The sequence below is a fragment of the Yoonia sp. R2331 genome (assembly GCF_041103235.1).
Taxonomy (GTDB): domain Bacteria; phylum Pseudomonadota; class Alphaproteobacteria; order Rhodobacterales; family Rhodobacteraceae; genus CANMYO01.
This window is the reverse complement of sequence record NZ_JBGCUN010000001.1, coordinates 2,331,029-2,353,771: the sequence shown is the minus strand read 5'-3', so window position 1 is coordinate 2,353,771 and position 22,743 is coordinate 2,331,029. Positions and strand designations below refer to the sequence as shown.

General features: G+C 55.9%; 29 protein-coding genes. 17 read left to right on the top strand and 12 right to left on the bottom strand.

Annotation, left to right across the window (positions count from 1 at the left end):
• Complete coding sequence (locus AB3Y40_RS12145) at positions 1–516, top strand: pyridoxamine 5'-phosphate oxidase family protein (RefSeq protein ID WP_369439050.1); 516 nt, start codon at positions 1–3, stop codon at positions 514–516.
• A gap of 59 nt (positions 517–575) precedes the next feature.
• Entirely contained in the window at positions 576–1,190 is a 615-nt protein-coding gene (locus AB3Y40_RS12140) for a hypothetical protein (protein ID WP_369439049.1), read from the top strand.
• 76 nt (positions 1,191–1,266) lie between these two features.
• Here the strand turns inward: AB3Y40_RS12140 and AB3Y40_RS12135 are convergent, their stop codons facing one another.
• From AB3Y40_RS12135 to AB3Y40_RS12125, 3 genes are all read right to left on the bottom strand, one after another.
• Entirely contained in the window at positions 1,267–1,530 is a 264-nt protein-coding gene (locus tag AB3Y40_RS12135; RefSeq protein WP_369439048.1) for a hypothetical protein, read from the bottom strand.
• A 59-nt stretch (positions 1,531–1,589) separates the two neighbouring features.
• Positions 1,590–1,838 carry a hypothetical protein gene (locus AB3Y40_RS12130; RefSeq protein ID WP_369439047.1) on the bottom strand — a complete coding sequence of 83 codons (249 nt, stop codon included), beginning with the start codon at positions 1,836–1,838 and terminating at the stop codon, positions 1,590–1,592.
• A gap of 72 nt (positions 1,839–1,910) precedes the next feature.
• Positions 1,911–2,585 carry a Crp/Fnr family transcriptional regulator gene (locus AB3Y40_RS12125; protein WP_369439046.1) on the bottom strand — a complete coding sequence of 225 codons (675 nt, stop codon included), beginning with the start codon at positions 2,583–2,585 and terminating at the stop codon, positions 1,911–1,913.
• Positions 2,586–2,722: 137 nt separating this feature from the next.
• Between AB3Y40_RS12125 and AB3Y40_RS12120 the strand changes: the two genes are divergently transcribed.
• The 3 genes from AB3Y40_RS12120 to AB3Y40_RS12110 all read left to right on the top strand — a co-directional run bounded on the left by AB3Y40_RS12120 (position 2,723) and on the right by AB3Y40_RS12110 (position 3,992).
• Positions 2,723–3,088 (top strand): hypothetical protein, encoded by a 366-nt coding sequence (locus AB3Y40_RS12120; protein WP_369439045.1) that lies wholly within the window; start codon positions 2,723–2,725, stop codon positions 3,086–3,088.
• A 207-nt stretch (positions 3,089–3,295) separates the two neighbouring features.
• Positions 3,296–3,457, top strand: a complete 162-nt coding sequence (locus AB3Y40_RS12115; protein ID WP_369439044.1) for a DUF1328 domain-containing protein — start codon at positions 3,296–3,298, stop codon at positions 3,455–3,457.
• Between the two features lie 37 nt (positions 3,458–3,494).
• Positions 3,495–3,992, top strand: a complete 498-nt coding sequence (locus AB3Y40_RS12110) for a Dps family protein (protein WP_369439043.1) — start codon at positions 3,495–3,497, stop codon at positions 3,990–3,992.
• A 43-nt stretch (positions 3,993–4,035) separates the two neighbouring features.
• Here AB3Y40_RS12110 and AB3Y40_RS12105 read toward each other — a convergent pair whose 3' ends face one another.
• Both AB3Y40_RS12105 and AB3Y40_RS12100 read right to left on the bottom strand, forming a co-directional pair.
• Complete coding sequence (locus tag AB3Y40_RS12105) at positions 4,036–4,662, bottom strand: exopolysaccharide biosynthesis protein (protein ID WP_369439042.1); 627 nt, start codon at positions 4,660–4,662, stop codon at positions 4,036–4,038.
• A gap of 7 nt (positions 4,663–4,669) precedes the next feature.
• Positions 4,670–5,479 carry a response regulator gene (locus AB3Y40_RS12100; RefSeq protein ID WP_369439644.1) on the bottom strand — a complete coding sequence of 270 codons (810 nt, stop codon included), beginning with the start codon at positions 5,477–5,479 and terminating at the stop codon, positions 4,670–4,672.
• Between the two features lie 100 nt (positions 5,480–5,579).
• Here AB3Y40_RS12100 and AB3Y40_RS12095 point away from each other — a divergent pair, with 100 nt between their 5' ends.
• From AB3Y40_RS12095 to AB3Y40_RS12080, 4 genes are read left to right on the top strand one after another with little or no spacing between them, the layout of a single operon-like run.
• Positions 5,580–5,744: a hypothetical protein gene (locus tag AB3Y40_RS12095; RefSeq protein ID WP_369439041.1), complete on the top strand. Its 165-nt coding sequence runs from the start codon at positions 5,580–5,582 to the stop codon at positions 5,742–5,744.
• Positions 5,741–6,295 (top strand): RNA polymerase sigma factor, encoded by a 555-nt coding sequence (locus AB3Y40_RS12090; RefSeq protein ID WP_369439040.1) that lies wholly within the window; start codon positions 5,741–5,743, stop codon positions 6,293–6,295. The genes AB3Y40_RS12095 and AB3Y40_RS12090 overlap by 4 nt, the downstream gene beginning before the upstream one ends.
• On the top strand, positions 6,292–8,001 hold the full coding sequence (locus AB3Y40_RS12085; protein WP_369439039.1) for a sensor histidine kinase: 1,710 nt from the start codon (positions 6,292–6,294) through the stop codon (positions 7,999–8,001). The genes AB3Y40_RS12090 and AB3Y40_RS12085 overlap by 4 nt, the downstream gene beginning before the upstream one ends.
• Positions 7,998–9,530 (top strand): phospholipase D family protein, encoded by a 1,533-nt coding sequence (locus tag AB3Y40_RS12080; protein WP_369439038.1) that lies wholly within the window; start codon positions 7,998–8,000, stop codon positions 9,528–9,530. The genes AB3Y40_RS12085 and AB3Y40_RS12080 overlap by 4 nt, the downstream gene beginning before the upstream one ends.
• On the opposite strand, the gene AB3Y40_RS12075 is transcribed toward AB3Y40_RS12080, so the two are convergent.
• The 4 genes from AB3Y40_RS12075 to AB3Y40_RS12060 form a co-directional block, all read right to left on the bottom strand.
• A complete protein-coding gene (locus AB3Y40_RS12075; RefSeq protein WP_369439037.1) occupies positions 9,497–10,519 on the bottom strand; it encodes an AI-2E family transporter in 1,023 nt (340 codons plus the stop codon). The two genes, AB3Y40_RS12080 and AB3Y40_RS12075, sit on opposite strands and share 34 nt — an antisense overlap.
• 321 nt (positions 10,520–10,840) lie before the next feature.
• Positions 10,841–11,146 (bottom strand): YidH family protein, encoded by a 306-nt coding sequence (locus AB3Y40_RS12070; RefSeq protein WP_369439036.1) that lies wholly within the window; start codon positions 11,144–11,146, stop codon positions 10,841–10,843.
• Positions 11,147–11,265: 119 nt separating this feature from the next.
• On the bottom strand, positions 11,266–11,454 hold the full coding sequence (locus AB3Y40_RS12065; RefSeq protein ID WP_369439035.1) for a PLDc N-terminal domain-containing protein: 189 nt from the start codon (positions 11,452–11,454) through the stop codon (positions 11,266–11,268).
• An 81-nt stretch (positions 11,455–11,535) separates the two neighbouring features.
• Complete coding sequence (locus AB3Y40_RS12060; RefSeq protein WP_369439034.1) at positions 11,536–12,348, bottom strand: formate/nitrite transporter family protein; 813 nt, start codon at positions 12,346–12,348, stop codon at positions 11,536–11,538.
• Positions 12,349–12,448: 100 nt separating this feature from the next.
• On the opposite strand from AB3Y40_RS12060, the gene AB3Y40_RS12055 reads away from it, so the two are divergent.
• From AB3Y40_RS12055 to AB3Y40_RS12035, 5 genes are all read left to right on the top strand, one after another.
• Positions 12,449–13,684 (top strand): DUF2254 domain-containing protein, encoded by a 1,236-nt coding sequence (locus AB3Y40_RS12055; protein ID WP_369439033.1) that lies wholly within the window; start codon positions 12,449–12,451, stop codon positions 13,682–13,684.
• Positions 13,685–13,856: 172 nt separating this feature from the next.
• A complete protein-coding gene (locus AB3Y40_RS12050) occupies positions 13,857–14,066 on the top strand; it encodes an orotidine 5'-phosphate decarboxylase (RefSeq protein WP_369439032.1) in 210 nt (69 codons plus the stop codon).
• Positions 14,067–14,107: 41 nt separating this feature from the next.
• Positions 14,108–15,013, top strand: a complete 906-nt coding sequence (locus AB3Y40_RS12045; protein WP_459553994.1) for a mechanosensitive ion channel family protein — start codon at positions 14,108–14,110, stop codon at positions 15,011–15,013.
• Positions 15,014–15,391: 378 nt separating this feature from the next.
• A complete protein-coding gene (locus AB3Y40_RS12040) occupies positions 15,392–15,604 on the top strand; it encodes a hypervirulence associated TUDOR domain-containing protein (protein ID WP_369439030.1) in 213 nt (70 codons plus the stop codon).
• Positions 15,601–16,566, top strand: coding sequence for a DNA topoisomerase IB (locus AB3Y40_RS12035; protein WP_369439029.1), 966 nt, complete (start codon positions 15,601–15,603; stop codon positions 16,564–16,566). The genes AB3Y40_RS12040 and AB3Y40_RS12035 overlap by 4 nt, the downstream gene beginning before the upstream one ends.
• A gap of 317 nt (positions 16,567–16,883) precedes the next feature.
• Here the strand turns inward: AB3Y40_RS12035 and AB3Y40_RS12030 are convergent, their stop codons facing one another.
• The 3 genes from AB3Y40_RS12030 to AB3Y40_RS12020 all read right to left on the bottom strand — a co-directional run bounded on the left by AB3Y40_RS12030 (position 16,884) and on the right by AB3Y40_RS12020 (position 19,523).
• Positions 16,884–17,240, bottom strand: a complete 357-nt coding sequence (locus tag AB3Y40_RS12030; protein WP_369439028.1) for a RidA family protein — start codon at positions 17,238–17,240, stop codon at positions 16,884–16,886.
• 71 nt (positions 17,241–17,311) lie between these two features.
• Positions 17,312–18,532 (bottom strand): pyridoxal phosphate-dependent aminotransferase, encoded by a 1,221-nt coding sequence (locus AB3Y40_RS12025; protein WP_369439027.1) that lies wholly within the window; start codon positions 18,530–18,532, stop codon positions 17,312–17,314.
• A 19-nt stretch (positions 18,533–18,551) separates the two neighbouring features.
• Positions 18,552–19,523 carry a 2-hydroxyacid dehydrogenase gene (locus AB3Y40_RS12020; protein ID WP_369439026.1) on the bottom strand — a complete coding sequence of 324 codons (972 nt, stop codon included), beginning with the start codon at positions 19,521–19,523 and terminating at the stop codon, positions 18,552–18,554.
• A 93-nt stretch (positions 19,524–19,616) separates the two neighbouring features.
• Between AB3Y40_RS12020 and AB3Y40_RS12015 the strand changes: the two genes are divergently transcribed.
• The 3 genes from AB3Y40_RS12015 (at position 19,617) to AB3Y40_RS12005 (ending at position 22,740) form a co-directional block, all read left to right on the top strand.
• Positions 19,617–20,441, top strand: coding sequence for a LysR family transcriptional regulator (locus AB3Y40_RS12015; protein WP_369439025.1), 825 nt, complete (start codon positions 19,617–19,619; stop codon positions 20,439–20,441).
• Positions 20,442–20,851: 410 nt separating this feature from the next.
• On the top strand, positions 20,852–21,841 hold the full coding sequence (locus tag AB3Y40_RS12010) for a taurine ABC transporter substrate-binding protein (protein ID WP_369439024.1): 990 nt from the start codon (positions 20,852–20,854) through the stop codon (positions 21,839–21,841).
• A 92-nt stretch (positions 21,842–21,933) separates the two neighbouring features.
• Positions 21,934–22,740, top strand: a complete 807-nt coding sequence (locus tag AB3Y40_RS12005) for a taurine ABC transporter ATP-binding protein (RefSeq protein ID WP_369439023.1) — start codon at positions 21,934–21,936, stop codon at positions 22,738–22,740.
• Positions 22,741–22,743: the final 3 nt, after the last annotated feature.

Here is a 22,743-nt window from a genome sequence, read left to right as displayed (position 1 = left end):
ATGGCCCGTCAGACCGAAACAAAAGACGACGCAATTGATCAGCTTTGGCGGCAACTTGAACAGTCAAGGATCGTGATGTTGTCAGTGCCTGACAGCGGGCAACATCCCCAACCGATGAGCCATTTTGCCCACCGCAAGGATGGTGCGATCTGGTTCATCACCTCTGCGGACACTGACCTTGCGATGGCCGTAGGTGCAGGTGCAGATGGCATGTTGACGCTCGCGACGAGCAGCGAGGACTATCAGGCCAGTCTGAAAGGAAGGCTCAGCTTTGAAACCGATCCGGACAAGCTGGATGAGATATGGACCCCGTTGGCCGGTGCCTGGTTTGAAAACGGCCGTCAGGATCCGAAAATTCGGCTATTGAAGTTCGTTCCAAGTGAAGCCGCTGTTTGGGCGTCCGAAACGAATGCGATCCTGCTTGGATTGAAACTGTTGCGGGCCAACATGACAGAAGGGGGTGCTGCGCCCGATGTCGGCGTGCATCATGTTTTCCGCTTCCAAGACGCCGCTTAAACGAAATCAAAAGGGGCCAGCCGCGTGCTGGCCCTTTTTCGTTGAACTGGAGAACATCCATGAAAGTTTCCGAATTGATTGATCAACCGGTCGGTCATGCCCATGATCCCGCACTGAAAGGTGAGATCAAGGATGTCATGTTCGACCTTCCGGTCACGCAGGTGCAAATGTTCTTGATTGAAATGATGGGCAAAGAGGGCTCTGCACCGCTTTTGGTCACCGCCGATTCTGTCGATCTTGCCGAAGGTGCGATTAAACTTCGCGGTGACCCAGATGAGATGCGTCAAAAGCTGCAGGATATAGTGGCGCGCACCGCACCGCTCATTGATCTGACGACTTTGCCGAACGTCGTTGTCGGGCCATTTGGCAACGCGATCTCACCGAGCATGATGGCCGCACTTTTCAATCGGCGGCAGGGCCGCGATTTGACGGCGCTGCCCAACGGCGACCCGGCTGCTGTTTGGTTTTCAGAGTTGTCCGATCTGCCAGTTGATTGTCACGTCAGCCGGGTCGCGCGGATCACCGACGTCTTGCTGGAAGGGCATGGATCAGGCGTACGCCAAATCGTTTGCGGCGGTGCAGACGACACAGCGCCGGCGGTATCAAATGCCGAGCTGACAATCACGCGCAACGCCCAATACGATCTGACCGCAACGGCGTCCGCCTCACCCTAGTTTCGCCGGGCAGAGACAAGAAAAAGGCCGCGCGATTTGCATCGCAGCGGCCATTTCCGTGGTCGATTGGAAATGTTCAGTCGCGGCCACGCAACGCGAGGCCCAGCAAGACACCAATGCCCACAGCCCCGGCAATAGCTGTTCCGGGATTCTCACGAACAAATTTCGTGCTGGCATCCGTGACCTTGCGCAATTCATCGCTGGCGTGTTCGGCAACCTGCGTTGCGGTGTCGTGTGCGGCAGCCACACCTTTTTCCACCGCTTCATTTGCTTGGGCTGCAAATGCGGCGGCACTATCAGATTTTCCGTTTTGTTTTGCGGTTTCTGCGGTCTTTGTCATTGCGTTTCCTTTCGTGGTTTTGACCCACCACAAAATGTGGCGGGTCATTGCATTACGGATTAGCTGTCTTCAGACGCCTGTTCTTCGGGGCTTTGCAGGTCGATTGTTGGCACGTCCAAGGTGATTTCTTCGGTGCCGACATCAACGTCGCCGACCTCTGCATCGAATGCCGGCAGGTTGCCACCTTCGACCGATACATCAACGTCCGGCAAAGCCGCTTCTTCGGTCTGTTCGATATCAACGAGATAGATACCCAAACCAACTGCGACGACGGCCAAAACGGCTGTGATTACGGAAATGGTTTTCATCGTTTTCTCCCATCTTGTGGTTCTGCTCAAACAACACGATAGGGCCGGGATCGTTCCGCTTTTTTTCAGGTTTTAGAAAAGCGGACGGGCCGGGATATCATAATCGGGGAGGCGCGCGACCTGCGCGAGTTGGGCGATATCACTGACCCGAAGCGTGCCATCGGACCAATGCGCAAGTTGCCGGGATTTCAGCTTTGCCAGCATCTTGTTGGTATGAACCAGAGACAGACCTAGCGCATCTGCAATGTCCTGCTGTCGGTATGGCAAAGGCATGGCACCGTTGTTCACAAGACCCAATTTTTGGCCACGCACAAACACTTTGCAAAGTGCCCAGGACACTGCTTGCAAGGCCGTGCGCTGACCAATTGTGGCCAAAGCATCGCCCAGAAAATGTTCTTCTACGGCGGCCAACCACGTGAGCGAAAAGGCTCTTTCGGGGTTTTCACGGAAGAACTGCCAAAAGGCCCTGCGATCAAATACGCAGAGGACCATTTTTGTTGTGGCTTCAACGGAATGCCCCATCTCGCCCATCACACCGGCTTGCAGGCCGACGAAATCGCCGGGCATCACCAAATTCACAACCTGCCGTTGCCCATCAACCAGGAACTTGTAGCGCAGGCCCATGCCTTGCAGCACTGTGTAAAGTTGGGGACTGTTAGAACCTTCCAGCAGGATCGGCGTCTTTGCGTCAACGACCAGTTCGCCGACTTTGAATGACTGCATGGTCGTCACATCATCAGCAGACATTTGGATAAACAGGTCACGTCCACGGAGCGGGCAGTTTTCACATTTTGTGGCCAAAAATTCTCTCCTTGCTATGTCATAGATTAATGCGGGCGATTTTTACAGTGTGCTACCGCATGTCGGCACAACGTGGGGTTCTCATGCCAAATCAGTTCATCTTGATCGAACCGGATCCGGTGGTGGCGCTGGACCTCAACGGGTTGCTTTCGTCGCGATATCCTGACGCCGTAAAGGTATCCGGTGGCACGTTCGCCGACGTCGCCAAAGCATTCCAGATGTGTGGCCCGCGCACGACCGTGTTTGCGCGTGCCACACTTGTGGCCAGCGATAACGACTTGCACGATGCGGTTATGGCTGCAGCGACGCGGGGCAGTCATATCGTCCTGATCGGCGCGGAGCAGAAGACGTCTTTTCCGGCGGTCTTTGTCGATCTGCCATTCACCAATGACATGCTTGTCGCGGCTATCGACCCGTCGTTTGAGGCCGTACATAAAGGCGATCCATAAAGGTCGACACCGGCCTTCGGTTGAATGGCGCGTCACTTGTGACAGCCCGTTGGTGGTCGCTGTGTGTATAAACCCGTCCATGCGCGTCGAACGCATGAGCCTAAAGATCGTTGCATAGAAAAATCCGGAACGAATTGCGGCGCTCCTTGTTGTTTTGCAGAGCGCGCGGCCAAAAAGGTCGCGCAAAACAAGTCAAAGGAGCAACCCATGCTACACTATGCACTCGTCTTTTTCCTGGTTGCACTTGTCGCCGCCGTTTTTGGCTTTGGTGGCATTGCATCCGCCTCTGCCGGCATCGCGCAGGTGCTTTTCGTTATCTTCCTGCTGCTGTTTGTCGTGTCGCTGATCATCAACTTCGTGCGTGGCTGACAAGCCGTTCAATCCAACACTGATGAAAGGAGATAACATGTCACATGCACTGAATGTCGTCGCCGAACCGCAAGATATTGCGACTGGTGTCCATGAACCCGAAACCATCGCGAGCGGTCTCGCCGATGTTCTGGCTGATACCTACATGCTGACCTACAAGACGCATGCCTATCACTGGAATGTCGAGGGCCCTTTGTTCTACTCGATCCACAACCTGACCGAAGGTCAGTATGAGGATATGTTCGCTGCTGCTGATAAGATCGCCGAGCGTATCCGTGCGGTCGGTCAGATGGCCCCTATGTCCATGTCGGATATCCGCAATCGCGCTGTTGTCGAAGACAGCAAGGCCGCGCCCTCAGCGGGCGAAATGTGCCAGACGTTGGCCGATGATCATGAACGTATCGCGCACCGTCTGCATGCCTTGGTCAAACTGGCCGGGGACCAAAACGATCCGGTCACAGAGGATCTTGCGACTGCAAGGTCAGCGTTTCACGAGCAGGCCGCATGGATGTTGCGCGCGCTGATCGCCAAATAACGAAGAATCCCCGCAACGTCTGGTGCGGGGATTTTCTTTTCGATCAACCTGAGCCCGCGAAAATCATCAAGCCTACTGCGGCATAGGGAAAGAGCCCGAGCAGCAGGAAAAGGCCGTCCCGGCTTGTCAGGCCAAAAGCAAGAAGTGCGACTCCCGCACCTATGATGGACGAAGAGAACGGCACAAACTCCAACAGCGGCATCACAGCCCCGGACATCAGGCACAAAAGCTGCGGGATTAAGATCAGTGGGCGATGAAACAGAAGATTGAACCGCGATTGGGTTCTGCGATCAATCCAATCTGCCAGCGATCGCAGCTTTGAAAATGCAGATCTGACGACTGAAGCCTTGGCCGCACGATCCAGCAGCCAGCGAGGCAACCAAAGGCTTTCCCTGCGCAGTATCATCTGTAGCGAGATCAAAAAGATCGTCGCGCCCATCAGCGCAGAGAAAAGCGGCACCCCGCTGAGCGGCGTCGCCACCGCCAAGGCTGGAAGCAGCAGCACAGGCGCAAAACTGTCGTCACCAACAGATTGCAGAATTGTGCGAAGGTTCACCGTTTCGCCTTCAGCGCTGTCCACAACCCGGTCGACAAGGGGCCGCAACGCCCGCTTTTGTGGCCGCTGCTTTGTGGCTGCTTTGCCGCAGGCGACGATTGTAGTCGTATTCAATGCTGCCTTAGCCCCTTAGCGTTGCCGTAGAAGCAAAGAACATGGCCTGACTGACTGCAGACAGAACCTGCGCCTCTTTGAAGGGTTTGGAGATCAAAAATGCAGGTTCAGGGCGGTCGCCGGTTAACAGCCGCTCTGGAAATGCAGTGATGAAGATGACTGGCACATCCATCGTTTCCAGCAAGTCATTCACGGCATCAATCCCGGACGAATTGTCGGCAAGCTGAATATCGGCAAGGATCAGGTCGGGCCGTTGCTCGCGCCCCAATTCCAGTGCCTCGGTATGGGTACGCGCGACACCTGTGACGTCGTGGCCCAATGATGATACGATCCCTGTCAGATCAGTCGCGATGACTGGTTCATCTTCAATAATCATCACCCGGCCCTTGATGTTTTGGGCCAGTTCCTTGTTCGCAGCCTTGATAAGATCGACGACATCGTCACGCTCGATTTGCATAATCTTTGCGATATTCGCTGTGCTGAATTCCTCAATCGTGCGCAACAAGAGCGCTTCTCGCGAGTTTGCAGTCAGTTGGGCAAGAAGCCCATGAGCCCTGGCCAGTAAACTGTCATCCGGCTCTACCAGAATCTGACCAGATGATGCCCAAATTGCGTGAAAGCATTTGAAAAGATTTACTTTAATCGGGTCTTCATTCTCAAAATCGCTTCGGTCTTTGAGGATCGCCTCTAACGTGGCGACTGTGTACTTGTCACCGCGAGTTTGTGATCCTGTCAGCGCGCGTGCGTACCGTCTTAGGTAGGGAAGTTCCGCAGTCAACAAGTCGGTGAACGTCACCTCCGCTTGCGTGTCAGTCATTTTTTGACCCTCATTTGATTTTTTCATGGAACGAAACACGTTCAACCTAAGTTGGTTCCGTTCAAGATGGTGTTTTTTTGGAAAATACAAGGTTCGCCCCATGACCAAGTCGAATAGCCCTAAGCAAGAAAAGATCGACAAGTACTTCGAGCTTAACTTGAAGAAAGTCTTTTCGGACTACCAAGAAAACGAGATGCCGAACGAAGTTCTGGACCTTTTGGCTGTCCTGCGCGCGCAGGACGAAGAGATGAAGGACGAGAAATGAGTGACGTTGATCCCAAGGATGAATTGCTGACGCACCTGCCGGCGTTGCGCGCGTTCGCACTGAGTTTGACGCGCAACAACGCGACCGCTGACGACATGCTGCAGGATACGGTTCTCAAGGCCTGGACCAACATGGACAAATTTGAGCGTGGGACAAACATGCGCGCTTGGTTGTTCACCATTTTGCGCAACAACTTCTATTCGTCACGGCGGAAGCTGAAGCGAGAGGTTGCTGACGTCGACAATGTCTTTTCGGACGCGATGTCGGTCAAACCTGACCATGACGGCCGTCTTCAAATGAGGGATTTCAAAAGCGCCTTCGAAGAATTGGCAGACGAACACCGAGAGGCGCTTATCCTTGTGGGCGCTAACGGCTTCACTTACGACGACGCGGCCGTGATGTGTGGGGTCGCACCGGGCACGATGAAAAGCCGCGTAAATAGAGCGCGGGCCAAATTGACTGAAATGCTGCAACTTGAAGACGATGATGCTTTGGAAATGACCGATACGGCCACAATGGCAGTGGTTGAAAGTCCGAACCTTCCATCGTGACAAAAGAAAAGTGGCATCAACGGCTTAGCGTCCAGCTTTTGGTGCTGTTGACGCTTGCCATCCTTCCTTTGGGGCTGATTGCAATTGCGCAGACCAACAGGGTTGCACAAGAAGCGGATCGTAGCGCGGGTCTTGCGCTTCTGGGTCTGACGGAACGCGCAGCGACGGCGGAACGTGTGCTGATCGAACGCGCGGTCGGGGCGGCGCGGTTGATGGGCACCATCGCGCCCGAATTGCAAAACGACAGCGCGCGCTGCTTTAGCGTGCTGTCGAATTTTGTGAACGGCAATTCAGAGTTCAGTTTTGTCGGCGTCTTGCCGTTGTCGGGTCTTGTTACGTGTTCGTCGGCGGATGCACCGCTTGATCTGTCCCAAACTGAAAGATTTGAAGAAACGATGTCGGCGCAGCAGCCTACGATCATCGTAAATGAAAGTGCACCGGCAAGCAGAGAGTCAGTTTTCGTCGTATCTGAACCCTTTTTTGATGCGGGCCAGTTTGGCGGCTTTGTTTCTGTCTCGATCCCGCACAGAACGCTTCCCGATCCAGAGGAACATCTGGAGGAGTTGGGGCTTATTGACCTGATAACCTTCAACGAAAATGGCGCGGTCCTGACATCACGGCAAGGCATTGATTTGGTTGCTATGGAATTGCCTGAAAGCCGCGCCTTGGAGGATCTTTCGACAAGGCGTGCTCAGGTCTTTCGCGATCAGAACGGCGCGGGCCAGACACGCAAGTACAGCATTGTCACGATCGAGGGTAGCCCCGCTGCCGTCATGGCGATCTGGGATGTTGACGGGCGTTCGATTGCCGATACGCGATCGCTTGTCGCGCCTTCGCTTTTCCCGGTGTTGATGTGGATCGCTAGTCTGGGTGTCGCAATGCTTGCAATCCGCACCCTTGTCCTGCGGCACCTTTCAAGTCTGCGGCGCAGGATGGAAAGATTTGCTGAAGATCGAACAGTTTTTGATTTCAGCCATGATGCGGTGACGATGCCGATTGAGATCGAGCGACTTGAAAATGGTTTTCAAGAAATGAGCGAGCAGCTCTTGCGCGATGAGGCTGAATTGGAGGACGCGTTGCGACAGCAAGGCGTACTGGTCAAGGAGATACATCATCGGGTTAAGAACAACTTGCAATTGATCTCTTCGATCATGAACATTCAAATCCGCAACGCAGATCACGAAGAAACGCGCACCGTGCTGTCACGTCTGCAAGACCGGGTGATCAGCCTCGCCACCATCCACCGTGATCTTTACCAATCACCGGTCGGGGGCAGGGTCGACAGTGGCGCCCTCGTCCGAGAGATCATCGATAACTCCTCTGAGATGGTCGAAGTGGAAGAACTTGACCTTGAAATTAGCGCCGATGTTGATCGCGTGTTGTTGTTCCCGGATCAGGCTGTCCCGCTTTCACTTTTGGTGGCCGAGGCAATGACCAACGCCATGAAGTATGTAGGTGCCTTGCAGGGTGGTGAACCGGAAGTTTCCGTCAGTCTGAAACAAGATGGCCAACACTGTCAGTTCAAAATGACAAACAGCGTTGGGCCAACCCCCAACGCCGCTAGTTCAGGCATGGGGCAGGAACTGATGAAGTCTTTCGCCCTGCGATTGGGCGGGCAGATCACGACCGAAAAATCCGACAGCCAATATACCTTGCAAGTGGATTTCGAGATCATGCAGTTCGAGCCGGAGGCGCGGGACTATTGACCGAAAAGTCCAAGTCGCGGCGGTTCGACGTCCTGGTGACTGCGGCTGAGGCCTTTCCACGGCTTGAAGAAGAATTTCTAGATGCCAAATGCGACATCGTCGCGGGTTTTCGGATATTTGATCCTTGGACGTCGTTGTATTCGACCCGCGCAAAGACACATGGTGACACGTGGTTTGACCTTATTGTGGCGACGTTGAATCGCGGCGTCCGGCTAAGGCTGATCCTGTCAGACTTTGATCCTGTCGTCCGCACTGGGCTGCATCTGGGGACGTGGCGAAGCATCAAGGCGCTTTTGGCGGCTGGTGAAGCATCTGACCACCCTGAGAACCTGAATGTGACTGCACTGATGCATCCCGCCCGGGTTGGGTGGTTGCCGCGTGTCGGTTTATGGCCACGTACCATCAACGAGATTGGGAAGCAGATCTCCCAACTGCACGATGAAGGCATTGACGACGCGAGCCTGCTTGAATGTGCCCCGCCCTTGGTCAGAAAAACGCGCGGCAAGCTTGTAGCGCGCAAATTTCCACCGCCACCGCTTTTCCCTGTGTCGCACCATCAGAAGATGGCCGTTTTTGATGATGCGCGGCTTTATGTCGGCGGACTTGACCTGAATGCCCGGCGCTTTGACACCCCAGAGCACGACCGGGGCGCTGTTCGCACTTGGCATGATGTGCAAGTGATCGTTGATGGGAGCATCGCGAAAGAAGCGCGCGATCATCTGCTGACGCTAACGGATGCGCTGCTGGGGCGTGATGTGCCGCACCCGAGAAAGCTTTTGCGTACCATTTCGGCGCGGCGCGGCTTTTCACTTTTTCGGATGTCGCCGAAAACGATCTTTCGTGAAATCGCGACCGCACACCACGATGCAATCCGCCAGTCCGAAGAGCTGATCTACTTTGAAAGCCAATTTTTCAGGGACGAAGAGCTCGCCCAGCAACTTGCGGTGAGGGCAAAAGAACAATCATCTCTTGATATGATTATGCTTTTGCCAGCGGCCCCGGAGGAGATCGCATTCAATGACACATGGGGATCCGACACCGGTTTCGGCGAGCATTTGCAGGCAAAATGCATCGACATCGTTCAGCAGGCCTTTGGAGAGCGGCTGTTCGTGGGGTCGCCTGTTCGGCCTGTCCGTGCAAAGGAAACGGATGATCGGGGGACGCTGTTCGGCTCTCCGATCATTTACCTGCATGCGAAGGTATCAATTTTTGATGCCAAGTTAGGCATAGTTTCGTCGGCCAATATCAACGGTCGCAGTCTGAACTGGGACACAGAAACCGGGGTGCAGACCCAAACCCCGGCCGAAGTGGCAAAGCTGAAGGCCCGCTGCTTTGACCATTGGCTTAATCACGCAGAAGATCAGGCGCTTTATGCTATGCGGACCGCGCGCGCTGGATGGGCAGGCTTGGCGGCAAATAATTCTGCCTGCGATCCTGAACAGCGCCAGGGTTTTGTTGTTCCATTTGATGCCGAAGCTGGCCAGAAAGACGCGCGCTATTTGCCGGGCGCCCCGGCCGAAATGGTCTGACCAGCAGCACCGCGCAGGACGGTCATTGTCCAGATCAGGATCGGGATTGCTATGATGCCACCAACCGGCCCCCAGATCCAAAGCCAGAAAACAAGCGACAGGAACACCAACAACGGGTTCACGGACAGGTTACGCCCGACAAGAGCGGGCGTAACAAATTGCGCCTCAATGGCATTCAATGTGACATAGATGGCCACCGGCAAGAAGCTTGCAGCGCCATCGAATGCGACGATCCCGGCGATCGTCAACGCGACAGCGAGTGTTGCTGGTCCCAGATAAAGCATGAAGTTCAACAGACATGCCAAAATCCCCCAGATCACAGGCGTCGGCATCCCGATTATCTGCATGGCCAAAGCAATTACGACGCCAAAGCTTGCGTTAATCGCCGCAATCGTCAGAACATATCGCGATACTTGTTTTGCGGCCAACCTAAGGTCGGATTTGGCGAGCGGTTTGATGTTCCGGCTCAGGCCATCGTAGATGTCCGTCCGGACCAGCAGAAAGAAGTAGAGCGTGCCAACAAAGATCAAAAGGCGCGCCATGAATTGGGGTGCGTAGAATAGCGCGTCGGTCAACGATGGAACAGTCACTGTGTCTTCGTCACCTGCGGCACCCGCGCCAGGTTCGATCGCGGTTGCCATGTCTTCCGATATCGCTTCCAGCCCGCGCAAAAGACGTCGCGCTTCAAATACGGTATCGCGCAGTTCCGCGCGTATGATCGGTGCCTGTTCTATCGCCAATGTCACGTAGGGCTCGATCAACAGGATGACCGCAAAGATGATTGCAACAGCAAAGAGCATCGTCAGGAAAGCAGCGGGGGCATTTGGAATGCGTAACCTGTCCCACAGGTCCGATACGGGCGTCATCACGATACCAAGTGTCAAAGCGGCGACAACAGGGACCAGAATATAGCTGGTCTGCTGCAGAAGCAGAATGCCCGCCGCAATCGCCACGATGACTAGACAGCCTTGGTTTACCGATGTGCGCATTCCGAACTCCCTCCGCATCTAACGCGCTGGCTGGTTGAACGTTCCCGGATGAAGGAACGAAATCTGCGCGAGCGCGTTGGGCGAACAAATAGAATGAAAGGAGACAGAAATGTCCGCATCTAATACAAATGTCGACGCCCAGAAGCGTCGCCACAAAGGTCCACTTTTTGGAATAACCATCGCCCTTGTCTGGGTCGCCGTGCTTTTCAGTGGGTTTTTGATCTGGACTGCATATCAGCCTGCGAACCCAGCGGCTGAAAGTCCGGCGGAAGTCCTGAGTGACTGAACAAAAGAAAGGCGCCCTTGTGGCGCCTTTTTTTGTCATAAAATCCAAAGCAGGATACCAGCCGATGCCGTGCCGATTACCAGCATGACCGACGTCGCAATCATTGCGCCGTGGGATTGGGCGGTTGCATCATGCTCTTCGATGCGGCGTTGCGCTTTCTGGGACCGCGCAGCAGCCGTGCAGAAAATGACGATTGCAATGACAATGAAAAATTCCGCTACAAGTTTGGCCATCCAGGTTGGTTCAGTCGCACCAAAAATGGCCTTCAAACCAATCGCTATTGCAACGCAAGCCATTCCTGTCCGCATCCATGCGGCGAACGTGCGTTCATTCGCCAGCAATGTCCGGTCCTCTGCCCAGTTGGTTCGGTGATCCTTTTCAGTGTCGAAATTCTTCATCTTGATGTCTCCATAAAAAAAGGGCGCAGCTTTTCAGGTGCGCCCTTTCATCGTTTCGATCCCTAGGCAGAGACGGTGGCAGACCGCGGGCCGGCCACAAGCCAGGCAATGAAGCCAAGGATCGGCAGTACGAGGACCAGAAGGGTCCACAACACTTTGCTGCCCGTCGACGCACCAGACCCGATAATGGACACTATGGCCCAAACATTCAGGGCGAGGATAATCAGACCGCCAAAACCAGCATATTCCATAACTGAAACCTCCATTTCATCGTTTCGTTACGGGCCCAACACGGATCAATGTGAATTCGTTCCCATAAATCCCGGCTTTTGTCAGTTCAGCTCTTTTCGGACCTGCCCGAAGGCCAACAAGGCAAAGATCGCTGTGCCACCAAGAACGTTCCCTGCGAGCACGGGCAAGAAGAAATCTGTCAGCGCGGACACAATGCTTAGTTCGCCGGTGAGCAACATGAATGCCATTTCAACGCTGCCCGCGACGATATGTGTGAAATCACCCGCGGCTATAAGCCAAGTGAAGGTCAAAATGACGAAAAAGCCAAACCCATCTGACCCCGGCAACATCCAGACAATCGCTGCGACAAGAATACCGGCGGGAATCGCACGCTGGAACGCGACTTCGGGATCAAAACCTGTCGCATGGGCCGAAAGTTGGGCAATGGCGGCGATCATCGCGTCGGGGATGAAATTGCCAAATGCGAAAGCGGCCGCCGCCAGAATGGCACCGATCACATTGGCGCCCAATACGATCATCCAAAGTGAAAGCATTCGGCGGAACATGGGCCAAACCGGATCATGCATCACCGGCAAAACGGTGGTGATGGTATTTTCGGTAAAAAGCTGCATCCGGCCCAGAATGACCACAAGAAAACCAAGGCTGTATCCAAGGTTCTCGACCAAATAGCGCCAAGGCGCATCCGGCAGATAGGTTCTGAAAATCGCCTCACCCAACACGGACAGCGAAATCATGAGACCAGCTGCGATACCAGACCAAAAGAGCGATGCATAAGGCCGCGCAAGTTCTTCATGACCGTCACGGCGGATCACCTCGAATATTTCCTTCGACGATAGCTTTTCTGCTTCATCTACAGGATCGTGGTTGGCGTTCTGCGTGTTGAAATTTGTCATGTTTGCTCCGTTATGTGCAATCATCCCTTAATGCTCCGGAACGCATTCCGTTCCCGCGCATTGTGCTTGCAACAAACGTGAAGGCTTTTGATACGTGCAGATGAACAGACCGACGCAACTGCCTGCAGGTAAGCGTGCCTACCTGCTCAAACTGGTTCAGGACGTTCGCGCAAGCTATTGGTTTCTACCTTCAATCCTTGTCTTCGTCGGGCTTACGCTTGCATTTTTCATGGGCTGGATTGATGCGCGTGGCACGCGACTGCCATTCCCGCTTCCTGAAACGCTCTTGGATACGCAGGCCGATGGCGCGCGATCCACCCTTGCTGTGATTGCCCAATCGATCATTGGTGTCACTGGCGTAATGTTTTCAATGACGCTGGTTGCGGTCTCGTTTGCGTCAGGCAACTTTGGTCCAAGATTGATCGGCAATTTCATGCGCGACCGCGGCAATCAATGGAGCCTCGGCATCCTTATCTCCACCTTTGTCTACGCCCTTGTTGTGTTGCGTTCGGTGCAAGATGGAATAGATGGCGGCGTCGCAGAATACGTGCCGCAATACTCTTTGATCATGGCCTTGATCCTGACATTGCTATGCGTGTTCACGCTGATCTATTTCATCCATCACGTGCCAGAGACGATCAATGTTTCGCGCATTTCTGCGGGGATTGGCGCCGCGTTGGAAAAGCAAATTCTTGACCTGATCGAACGGGACAACGATTCCGATAACGGGACCCGGCATCCTAACCGTGACCCTGATACGGTCATCACGTCTGCCGTCTCGGGTTACGTCCAGACAGTAAATTTCGACCAGTTGAGCGAATTGGCAATGGCATCTGACTGGCATGTCGCGTTGAACGTGCCACTTGGGGGGTTCGTCACATCAAAGACGCCGGTAATTTCCGTTTGGGGCAAAGACCTCAGTGATGACGACCACCGCCACATCTTGGGGTGTTTTGCCGTCGGGTCCGGACGCACAGAAAACCAGAATCCAAGTTTTCTTGCGGAACAGCTGGTAGAGATGGTTGCCCGCGCGTTGTCGCCCGGTTTGAACGATCCCTACACTGCGATTGACTGCCTTAACCGGATGGCAGCCGCACTGACGATTGCAGGGACATACCGCGACGGTTTGCGCCCGCCCTCTGTCGCACGCGTAACGTTCCATCACCTGACGTTCGCGCGTTTGCTTGAGGTGACATTCGGCAAGTGCAGGCCTTACGTCCTTGACGATCCGCTGACGCTTCAGCACGCTCAGGCGCTCTTGGATGAATTGCATGAAACGGTGCGCGACACTGACAAAGGTGCCGTTGCGGATATGCGCGAGGCGCTGAAGGGCTAGCCGGGCCTCTGTCAAATCACCCGTCACGGACGCGCTTTTCACACATTCGGAAAATCCCAGTTGCTCCAAATATTGGTTTGCCGCTTACGGGGAACCATTTGCGCCAAGCGCCGTTCTTCTTGTCAAATTGGTCGCGCCACGCGCTGCGGCCCGAGCTTTGAAGGAGAGAAACATGAGCGTTCAGATCAGAAACCTGCGCTACAACCCTGCCGCCGAGGCATTTGAAGGCCGCATCGACATCCAGCGCGGGAATACATCATTCCGCTATCCATGCACGGTGGAAGGACCGGTCAGTATGTCGCCCGCAGAGGTGCGTCAGAAAATGAAGGCGCAAGCGCGGTCGATGTCTGACACGCCGCCCGACGTCTTCTCACGCTTCTGACTGACTGAAATAGCAATACGGATTTTCGCATGGAAAACCTCATGAACTGGGGCGAAAGCCTTTTTACGACCGAGATCTATGGCGGGCAGTCGCTGGCTGACTATCTGACACTCGATACGTTGATCGCGTTGTTCGGCAACACCGTCGCCGCCATACTTATTCTGATCGTGGGCTTTGCTGTCGCTGGTTTCTTGCGGCGGCAAATCCACAAGATCGGTGATAATCACGCATCGCTGGACAACACCCTGTTCAGCTTTCTGGGCAACATTGCGCGTTATGTCGTGCTGGCATTTACCTGTCTGTTTATCCTCAACACTTTCGGGGTCGAAACGACGTCAATCGTGGCCGTCATTGGTGCGGCAGGTCTGGCCGTTGGCCTTGCCTTGCAAGGGACACTGTCAAATGTCGCGGCCGGGATCATGATCATCCTGTTCAGACCCCTCAAGATCGGTGATTTCGTCGAGGTCGACGGCACGATGGGTACGGTAAAGGAAATCACGCTGAACTATACCGAGATCGCGAATATCGGGAATGTCAAAGTGATCGTGCCAAACTCTGAAGTCTGGGGAAACAAGATCAAAAACTACTCTGAATATCCGACTCGTCGGGCAGAGTGGACGTTTGGTGTGGGTTACGGTGTCAATCTCGCTAAGGCAGAGCAAGTGATCCAAGATACAATTATGGCTGACGAACGCTCTCATGCCGATCCCGCACCGTTCATTCAGGTGAACAATCTGGGCAACAGTAGCGTCGATTTTCTTGTGCGCGTGTGGTGCGATACCGAGGAATATTTCGCGTATCAGGCCGATATGAAGCGCCGTGTAAAAGAGGCGCTTGATGAGGCGGATATCAATATTCCGTTCCCGACGCGAACACTCGTTCACCAAAACCCGGAACTGCGAGTGGTCGAAAGCGACGAAAGCAATATGCAATACGCGGCAGAGTAAGTGCTCAACATTGACTAAAGAGGCCCGGACCAGTTTGCCTGGATCGGGCTTCTTTATGTGTCAATGACGCTCAACGTCCCACTTCAGGTTTGCGCGGCTTTCAAGTTGTCTGCCCTTTCCGCGTCACGCGTCTGTGCTTCCAATTCGGCGTAGAGCTCTGCCACTCCATACGTCTTGCCATTGATCAAAGTAGACGTGTTTGAGGCTGTTCATGGGGTTCTCTTGTTTGAGTTGAAATCGCCGGACCGACCCGCGCGCGGCGCTGTTCGTTCCCGCCTGCTGTGATCTTGGAAAATGCACTGGCTGCGGCGCGACGCGTGGGAACACTTCTGCGCCCCAAGCGTTGCGCCTGCCAAATAGATCAAGTGGAGAGAGGCGATGAGCATTCAGTCTGGCGACAAAGTTGAATGGGCGTGGGGCAACGGCACCGCCGGGGGTGAGGTTGAAAAGATCAACACAACATCGGTCACGCGCACGATCAAAGGATCAGAGGTGACGCGCAATGGCTCTGATGATGATCCCGCCCTTGAGATCAAACAAGAAGACGGCACATTGGTCCTCAAACTCGCGTCAGAAGTGAGCAAGGCGTGAATGCGCCTGGGCTGACATATTACCCCGACAGTGAACCCGGCATCTTGCGAAAACCAAGGGGCAGGGGCTTTTCCTATTTCGATCCAGATGGGCAATTGATCACGGACCAGTTAGAACGGGACCGCCTTGCGCAACTGGCCGTGCCGCCGGCTTATGTCGACGTATGGATGTCACCGATCGAAAATGGTCATCTGCGTGCAACAGGGCGCGATGCCAAGGGCCGAAAACAATACCTGTATCACCCCGACTGGACGCGCGCACAGGCAGAGGTGAAATTTGAACAACTGGCTGGGTTCGGGGCCGCTTTGCCACGGATCAGACGCCGTGTTCAAAAGGACCTTGATGCAACCGTTGGCGAAAAGGTGTTCGCGCTGGCTGCCGCAGTCACGTTGATTGACCGGACCGGTCTGCGTGTCGGTAGCCCGCAATATGCCGCGGAAAACGGGACATATGGCGCGTTGACGCTGCGCAACAAGCACGTCTCGTTGGCGAAGAATGCGATTGACTTGCGCTATCGCGCGAAAGGCGGGCAGCAGGTGCGACGCAAGCTGAGCGATGCAAAGCTTGCGCGCGTCTTGGGCAAAATCAATGACCTGCCGGGGGCGACCCTTTTGTCGTGGGTCGATGACGATGGTATCGCTCAAACTCTAAGCTCTGAGGCGCTCAACAGCTATATCAGCGAAGCAGGCGGGCTGGACGCGGGGATCACCGCCAAGACCTTTCGCACCTGGGCTGGGTCATGCGCCGCGCTAGAGGTGGCGCTTACTGGCGAGGCGACGATCAAGGATATGGCCGATGCGGCCGCAAAGGTTTTGCGCAATACACCTACAATCGCACGCAACAGCTACGTCCATCCGGACGTCATCGCGCTTGCAGGGGCACCCGCGCCTGATATCGCGCCTCGGGAACGGTCTGGCCTGCGATTGACCGAACAACGTCTTCTGGGACTTCTCGAAAACTGAATGATCTTGGCGCCTACCAAGCATTTTGCTTGAGTTCTCAAAAGGGGATGGACGTGGCCGACAAGAGTAATCTGACATCAGGGCCAATCTAGCAGGAATTACATCAGCTAGCGGGTCCGATGATCTTTGGGATAATCGCTGTGATCTCTGTCTCGTAGATCAACACGGACAATGTGTGCCAAATGGGCACGCCGCAACTGACCGCGTCGTCATTCGCGTTTCCGGTCGCGCTGAGGGTGTCGCGCCTTGCAATCGGCCTTGGGACAGGGGGGGGGCTTACGTGGTTTCGTGCGCGATTGGCGCGAAGGTTTCTAGCCTCATCCAATCTTGTTGCCAGCGCTGGCCACCAAGCAGATCTCAATCGCTGCATCGCCAGGAAGAGACGCAACGCCAACAGCGGCGCGAGTGCCGATTGCGTCGGGTCCGAGCCGGTCTTCGATAAAGCGTGAAGCGTGATCAGCAACGGCCGCGTGGGCTTTGAAGCCAGGTTCCGCAGCCATGAAGACGGTCATCGAAAGAATGCAGGTCAGCAGCTCATTCGGCGCAAGCTGACCCTCGGCTGCAGCGATCGCGTTGCTGGCAGCAAGCTCGACTGCCGCGCGGTGCATCCCGGGATCGTCTGCCGCGCCGATCGCTCCGTGGAATATCAACGCGTCACCTTCACGCGGCGTCATGCCCGCGGTCCAGATCAGGTTTTGATGCCGTTTGGCCGCACGGTAGAGCCCCTGTGGGCGGGGATCGCGCCTCATTCGGCGTACCTCCGCGCAAGTGCAACGATCCGATCGGCCGCTGCTACGGCCGCCGCGTGATCTTGCGAGAAGTTCAAGCGGATGCGGTCGGTGTCGCCGGGTGCAAACTCGGTCCCTGGGGTGACAATGACGTTGGCTTGAAGTCGCAAGAGCCGGACGAATGTGCTCAGACCGACTGACAGCTTCGGGAGACGGGGATAGAGATAGCTGCCCGCCTGCGGTGTCGTTACTTCCCACTGGGCCTCGCGAAAGGTCCGCAACAGATCGTCGCGAATAGCTCGGTGCGCCTCGATCCTTTTGGCCATCCAGCCTTTGGGCTCCTCGAACCACGTCGAGAGTGCGGCTTGACTGTAGCCCGCCGCACGCAGCGATACGATGGCTTGCAATTTCTCCATGCGGTCGATCAGTTCGGCAGATCCGAAGGCCGCCCCAAGGCGAAACCCGCTGAGGGACTCTGTCTTGGAGGGCCCCATCACCGTCATCATCTGCTTGGGCCTTGTGCTCATCGCCCGCAGATGAGGGATTGTCTCGCCAGGATACAGCATTCGGGAATAGAGTTGGTCGACGATCACTGTGACCCCATGGCGCGCCGCAAGAACACCAATTTGCTGGGTCACGTCCCCGCCAGTGATGGCACCTGTTGGATTGTTGGGCGTCGAATAGATCAACACCTTGGTTCCAGCCTCAAAGGCGGATTCCAGGGCTACAAGGTCGGGGCCGTTCCCTTGCCCCGCACTTTTGGCACTAGAACCGTATAAGAACGGGACCGACACAACCTCGCCGCCGAGAAAGACGGCTATCTTCCGGTTGGCGAAGTAGTCGGGCTCCAGCACAGCGATCTTCGTGCCGCGCGTGACGCAGGCCCCCATCGCAAGAAACAGCGCCCCTTGGGTGCCGGGGGTCAGAATAAGGCCGTTCACCCCATCAACGGGCGCTCCGGTGAAAGCGGCCAGATGCAAAGCTAGCTTCTGCCGCAAGTCCACATCACCGCGATATTCGGTATAGGCTTGCCGCCCCCCTGCCGCGAAGCCTTCAAGCCACGCATCTCTCGCGCCAGGGATCGGTTGGTGGGCGTCCACATCTCCGTGGGAGAAGTCGACAGGTGTGCCGGTTAGCGCCTCGCCGATTGCCTCGATAGGCATCTCCGTTCCTGCACGGATCTCCTGACCCGGTGCTGCACCACTCTGCATGGCGGCGAAAGTGTCGTGAATAGTCATGCTGTAATCCTTTGAGGTGTCAGTAGCCACGCGCGCGGTCAATCAGGTCAGGCGTTGACCCTGTTCGGTAGAAATCGTGGATAGCGGTGGCTGCGATGGCGGCGGCGCTCCCGCGTCCTGTGGGCGCGGAGATATGGGGCAGGATCGTGATATCGGAACGGGTCCAAAGCGGATCGTCCGAAGGCAGCGGCTCCCGCTCGAAGACGTCCAGAACGGCATGGGAAATGTGACCTTCGTCCAAGGTTTCGATCAGGTCATCGACCGGGATCACGGACCCACGCCCAAAGTTGATGACCTCAGCCTGCGGCCGCATCCGGCCCAGCCGTGTTTTGTTCAATAAACCCCGCGTCTGGTCGGTCAGCGGCAGGAGGACCACCGCGATATCGGTCTGGGCAAGCATTGCATTTAGCCCGACATCGCCATGGAACGTCTCCACCCCGGGTATGTCGCGCGCGCTCCGAGCCCAGCCCATCGTCCGATAGCCGTGCCGGGAAAGGATTGCGGTGGCCTCGCGGCCGAGTGCGCCAAGACCCAGAACACCCACGCCAATGTCTCGAGCAGGCCGATAGTCGCGCTGGTTCCAAAGGCCCTTGGTTTGCTGCCTGCGATAGGCGGGCATATCGCGATGGAGGTAAAGCGTCCAAGCCAACACCGCCTCTGCCATGGTCCGTGCGAGATCCGGATCGACCAGGCGGGCGATGCCTACTTCGGTGGGAAGGCTGACAACGAGGCGCTCGACCCCGGCCCAAAGACTCTGGATCCATTCAAGGTTCGTAAGCTCCGCCACCTCGGCTGGATCGGGATTGGCGACGATCGCCACTCGGGCAACCCGCCGCTCCTGCGGCGTCAGGTCTGCCAACGGCTTGACCACATGCGGTTGCATCAAGGGCGTCAAAGCGGCGATCCAAAGATCGCGTTCCACCGCGCCTGCTCTGGTCAGGAAGGGTATGACGAGTGCTTGTTTGGAAGCGTGGTTCGTCGACAGCGACATGCGATACTCCTTTTCGATGCCACACAGCTACCATTGCAAGGACAATTGGAATAACAAGTTCCGACAGCTTCAAACCAAAGGAAAGCTTTTGTCATGGATACCCGTTTTGCGCAAAGCCTCCTTACCGTGATCGAGGAGGGGTCGCTTGCCGCTGCGGCGCGCCGACAGGGCCTCACCGCGGCGGCCCTTGCGCAGAGGATGCAAGCGCTGGAACGCATGTTTGGAACCCGCCTTATCGAGCGGGTGGGACAAACGGTCAGACCGACTGCCGCGGCACAGAGGATGGTGCCGCGTCTACAGCGGATTGTTGAGGACACGCGGCGGCTTACCTCGGACTTGGATGCCTCGGGCCTAAGCGGACCCTACCGGCTAAGTTCGATCGCGACGGCGCTGGCCGACCACGCAACCAACATCGTAAGCCACTTGGCGGATCGGGCGCCTGAATGTGCGCTCACCATCACACCGGGCGACTCGCGGTCGCTACTTCGCAGTCTGGAAGCCGATGAGACCGACGCGGCGATCGTCGTTCGTCCGCCTAGTGGCGGCCCCAAGTCAATCCAGATGACACCCATCGCTGCTCAACCCTTCGTCATGGTCGCGTCAGATCAGGCTGATAGTCCGGAAGGCCTGATCCTCTATGACCGGTCGACATGTTGTGGACGGTTGGCTTGGAAGTGGATCGCCAACGCGATACCTAATGTGAAGATCGTCTGCGAAATGGATGACCCACAAAGCATCGCCGTCCTTGCCGCATCTGGCCTCGGCCGCGCGGTACTGCCGAAGTGGCGGGCACTGGAAGATATTGCTGGCCTGCAGGCGACGCAGATTGATGACGCGCCATGTCGCGAGGTCGTACTCGCAACAAAGGGCGGACCGAGCGCAATAGATCAATTGGTCGTAGAGGCGACGAAGCGATAGCAAGAGGGGTAATCGCGTGTTCGATGAACGACGTTGATGCGTGCCCTTCTATCGGTGGACAAACACCGAAGTCTGAAAGCAATAGGCAACGGCGTGTGGTGTCAGCGATTTTGTGCCTTTCAGCTTCGACGCACACCACCCAAATCAACCCACGGCCAAAGTGGACTGATCACAAGCTCAAACTGGACTGATCGATTCGGGGGGCTAAAGGTGTATGACAGCAGGAGTTCACGCACATCGCATGAGCGGAGCGCGCTTGAACGTATCGTTCGGATGTATGAGGCTTACTGCGAAGAAAACAATTGACGAACAAGCCGACTTATCCACTCTTGTTACGTGATAAAAAAAGAGTTTCGCCATGTGGAGTTTCAACTCCATGCAGGCGTGACTTAACTACTAGGGAGAACACAATGAAATCTACTATCCTGGGAACGGTCCTCGGCGTTGCCGCAGCACTGTCCACAACCTCCGCCATGGCAGACGGCCACGGCGAAATCACTGTTGCCTACTTCTTGGAGTGGCCGATGCCGTTCCAGTTTGCCAAAGAAACCGGCATGTACGAAGAAGCAATGGGCACAAAAATCAACTGGGTCAGCTTCGACACAGGAACAGCGATGTCCGCAGCGATGGCCTCTGGTGACGTTCAGCTGTCAGTCTCTCAGGGTATTCCGCCCTTCGTTGTTGCAACCTCCGCAGGTCAGGACCTTCAGGTTGTTGACGTTGCTGTGTCCTATGCTGACAACGACAACTGCGTTGTGCGTGCAGACCTCGAGATTGACAAAGACAGCGCAGCTGAGTTGGCAGGCAAGAAAGTTGCTGTTCCACTCGGAACTGCTGCGCACTACGGCTTCCTCAAGCAGATGGACCACTTCGGTGTTGACGTCGGCAGCCTGGAAGTAGTCGACATGGCACCTGCCGAGGGCGAAGCTGCTCTGAGCCAAGGCGCTGTGGACATGGCTTGCGGTTGGGGAGGTGCTCTGCGCCGTATGCTCGATTCCGGTAACGTGCTCCTGACAGGTGCAGAAAAGACCGAGCTGGGCATCCTGGTGTTCGACGCAACAACAGCGCCGACAGCCTTCGTGGCCGAGAACAGCGACATGGTTGCAAAGTTCCTCGAAGTGACAGCGAACGCAAACGCGATGTGGGCGGATGAATCCAACCACGCGAAAATGCTGCCAGTGATCGCGCAGGACGCGGGTATGTCTGAAGAAGACGCAGCCTCCACACTGTCCACATTCGTGTTCCCGACAGTGGAAGAGCAGCTGTCCGAAGCATGGATGGGCGGCAACGCGGCAGAATTCATGAAAGGCGTTGCAGACGTCTTCGTGGCAGCCGGTTCCATCGACGCAGCCAAAGCCTCTTATGAGGACAACGTGAACACCGGACCTCTGTCCAACTAAGTCACGTAAAAGGACGGGCCGCCTGCAGGTGGCCCGTTCTCTTTTTCGCCTGCCAGCCAGCAGGCGCGCACCCAGACAAGAGGGGGAACCAAGTGTCCGGGCTTCTTATAGATGACATTTCGATGCGGTTTGACCTGCCCAATGGCGGGCATGTTCAGGCTTTGCAGAACGTGACGCTGGATATCAAATCCGGTGAACTCATGAGCGTTCTTGGTCCCTCGGGCTGCGGTAAGACAACGCTCCTCAATATTGTCGCTGGTTTTCTGGCCCCCACCGAAGGCCGGATCATTCTGAATGATCAGGTCGTCGACGGCCCCAGCCCCGAACGCGGGATGGTGTTTCAGCAAGGCGCGCTTTTTGAGTGGATGAACGTCCGCGACAACGTCTCTTTTGGCCCTGATATGAAGGGCGTGAGCCGGGCCGAAAGCAAAGAGAAGGTCGAACATCTTCTCGAGGTCGTCGGCCTTCAGGACTTCAAGGAGAAAGCGATCTATGAGCTGTCTGGCGGCATGCAGCAGCGTGTGGCCTTGGCCCGCTGCCTTGCCAATGACCCGGACGTGATCTTGATGGACGAGCCGCTGGGTGCCTTGGACGCGCTGACACGGGAAAAGATGCAAAGCCTTGTGCTGGATCTGTGGAAAGAAACCGGCAAAACGATCATCCTGATTACCCACTCGGTGGAAGAGGCTTTGTTGTTGGGCGAACGCTTGCTTGTCATGGCGCCCCGCCCAGGTCGCGTCCACAAAGAGTATCGTTTGCCGTTCGCGGACCTCGGGGTTGGCGCTGATCTGCGCGAAGTCAAAAAGCACAAAGACTACTCATCGACCCGCGAAGAAATTCTCGAAATGATCTGGAACATGGAAGAAGAAATCATGGGCCGGACGGAGGAAAGCGCATGACCG

What these genes read in the sequence shown, in the direction of transcription:
- AB3Y40_RS12145 (WP_369439050.1), top strand. Translation starts at nt 1, where the DNA reads ATGGCCCGTCAGACCGAAACAAAAGACGACGCAATTGATCAGCTTTGG.
- AB3Y40_RS12140 (WP_369439049.1), top strand. Translation starts at nt 576, where the DNA reads ATGAAAGTTTCCGAATTGATTGATCAACCGGTCGGTCATGCCCATGAT.
- AB3Y40_RS12135 (WP_369439048.1), bottom strand. Translation starts at nt 1,530, where the DNA reads ATGACAAAGACCGCAGAAACCGCAAAACAAAACGGAAAATCTGATAGT.
- AB3Y40_RS12130 (WP_369439047.1), bottom strand. Translation starts at nt 1,838, where the DNA reads ATGAAAACCATTTCCGTAATCACAGCCGTTTTGGCCGTCGTCGCAGTT.
- AB3Y40_RS12125 (WP_369439046.1), bottom strand. Translation starts at nt 2,585, where the DNA reads ATGTCTGCTGATGATGTGACGACCATGCAGTCATTCAAAGTCGGCGAA.
- AB3Y40_RS12120 (WP_369439045.1), top strand. Translation starts at nt 2,723, where the DNA reads ATGCCAAATCAGTTCATCTTGATCGAACCGGATCCGGTGGTGGCGCTG.
- AB3Y40_RS12115 (WP_369439044.1), top strand. Translation starts at nt 3,296, where the DNA reads ATGCTACACTATGCACTCGTCTTTTTCCTGGTTGCACTTGTCGCCGCC.
- AB3Y40_RS12110 (WP_369439043.1), top strand. Translation starts at nt 3,495, where the DNA reads ATGTCACATGCACTGAATGTCGTCGCCGAACCGCAAGATATTGCGACT.
- AB3Y40_RS12100 (WP_369439644.1), bottom strand. Translation starts at nt 5,479, where the DNA reads ATGACTGACACGCAAGCGGAGGTGACGTTCACCGACTTGTTGACTGCG.
- AB3Y40_RS12095 (WP_369439041.1), top strand. Translation starts at nt 5,580, where the DNA reads ATGACCAAGTCGAATAGCCCTAAGCAAGAAAAGATCGACAAGTACTTC.
- AB3Y40_RS12090 (WP_369439040.1), top strand. Translation starts at nt 5,741, where the DNA reads ATGAGTGACGTTGATCCCAAGGATGAATTGCTGACGCACCTGCCGGCG.
- AB3Y40_RS12075 (WP_369439037.1), bottom strand. Translation starts at nt 10,519, where the DNA reads ATGCGCACATCGGTAAACCAAGGCTGTCTAGTCATCGTGGCGATTGCG.
- AB3Y40_RS12065 (WP_369439035.1), bottom strand. Translation starts at nt 11,454, where the DNA reads ATGGAATATGCTGGTTTTGGCGGTCTGATTATCCTCGCCCTGAATGTT.
- AB3Y40_RS12060 (WP_369439034.1), bottom strand. Translation starts at nt 12,348, where the DNA reads ATGACAAATTTCAACACGCAGAACGCCAACCACGATCCTGTAGATGAA.
- AB3Y40_RS12055 (WP_369439033.1), top strand. Translation starts at nt 12,449, where the DNA reads ATGAACAGACCGACGCAACTGCCTGCAGGTAAGCGTGCCTACCTGCTC.
- AB3Y40_RS12050 (WP_369439032.1), top strand. Translation starts at nt 13,857, where the DNA reads ATGAGCGTTCAGATCAGAAACCTGCGCTACAACCCTGCCGCCGAGGCA.
- AB3Y40_RS12045 (WP_459553994.1), top strand. Translation starts at nt 14,108, where the DNA reads ATGAACTGGGGCGAAAGCCTTTTTACGACCGAGATCTATGGCGGGCAG.
- AB3Y40_RS12040 (WP_369439030.1), top strand. Translation starts at nt 15,392, where the DNA reads ATGAGCATTCAGTCTGGCGACAAAGTTGAATGGGCGTGGGGCAACGGC.
- AB3Y40_RS12030 (WP_369439028.1), bottom strand. Translation starts at nt 17,240, where the DNA reads ATGACGCCGCGTGAAGGTGACGCGTTGATATTCCACGGAGCGATCGGC.
- AB3Y40_RS12025 (WP_369439027.1), bottom strand. Translation starts at nt 18,532, where the DNA reads ATGACTATTCACGACACTTTCGCCGCCATGCAGAGTGGTGCAGCACCG.
- AB3Y40_RS12020 (WP_369439026.1), bottom strand. Translation starts at nt 19,523, where the DNA reads ATGTCGCTGTCGACGAACCACGCTTCCAAACAAGCACTCGTCATACCC.
- AB3Y40_RS12015 (WP_369439025.1), top strand. Translation starts at nt 19,617, where the DNA reads ATGGATACCCGTTTTGCGCAAAGCCTCCTTACCGTGATCGAGGAGGGG.
- AB3Y40_RS12010 (WP_369439024.1), top strand. Translation starts at nt 20,852, where the DNA reads ATGAAATCTACTATCCTGGGAACGGTCCTCGGCGTTGCCGCAGCACTG.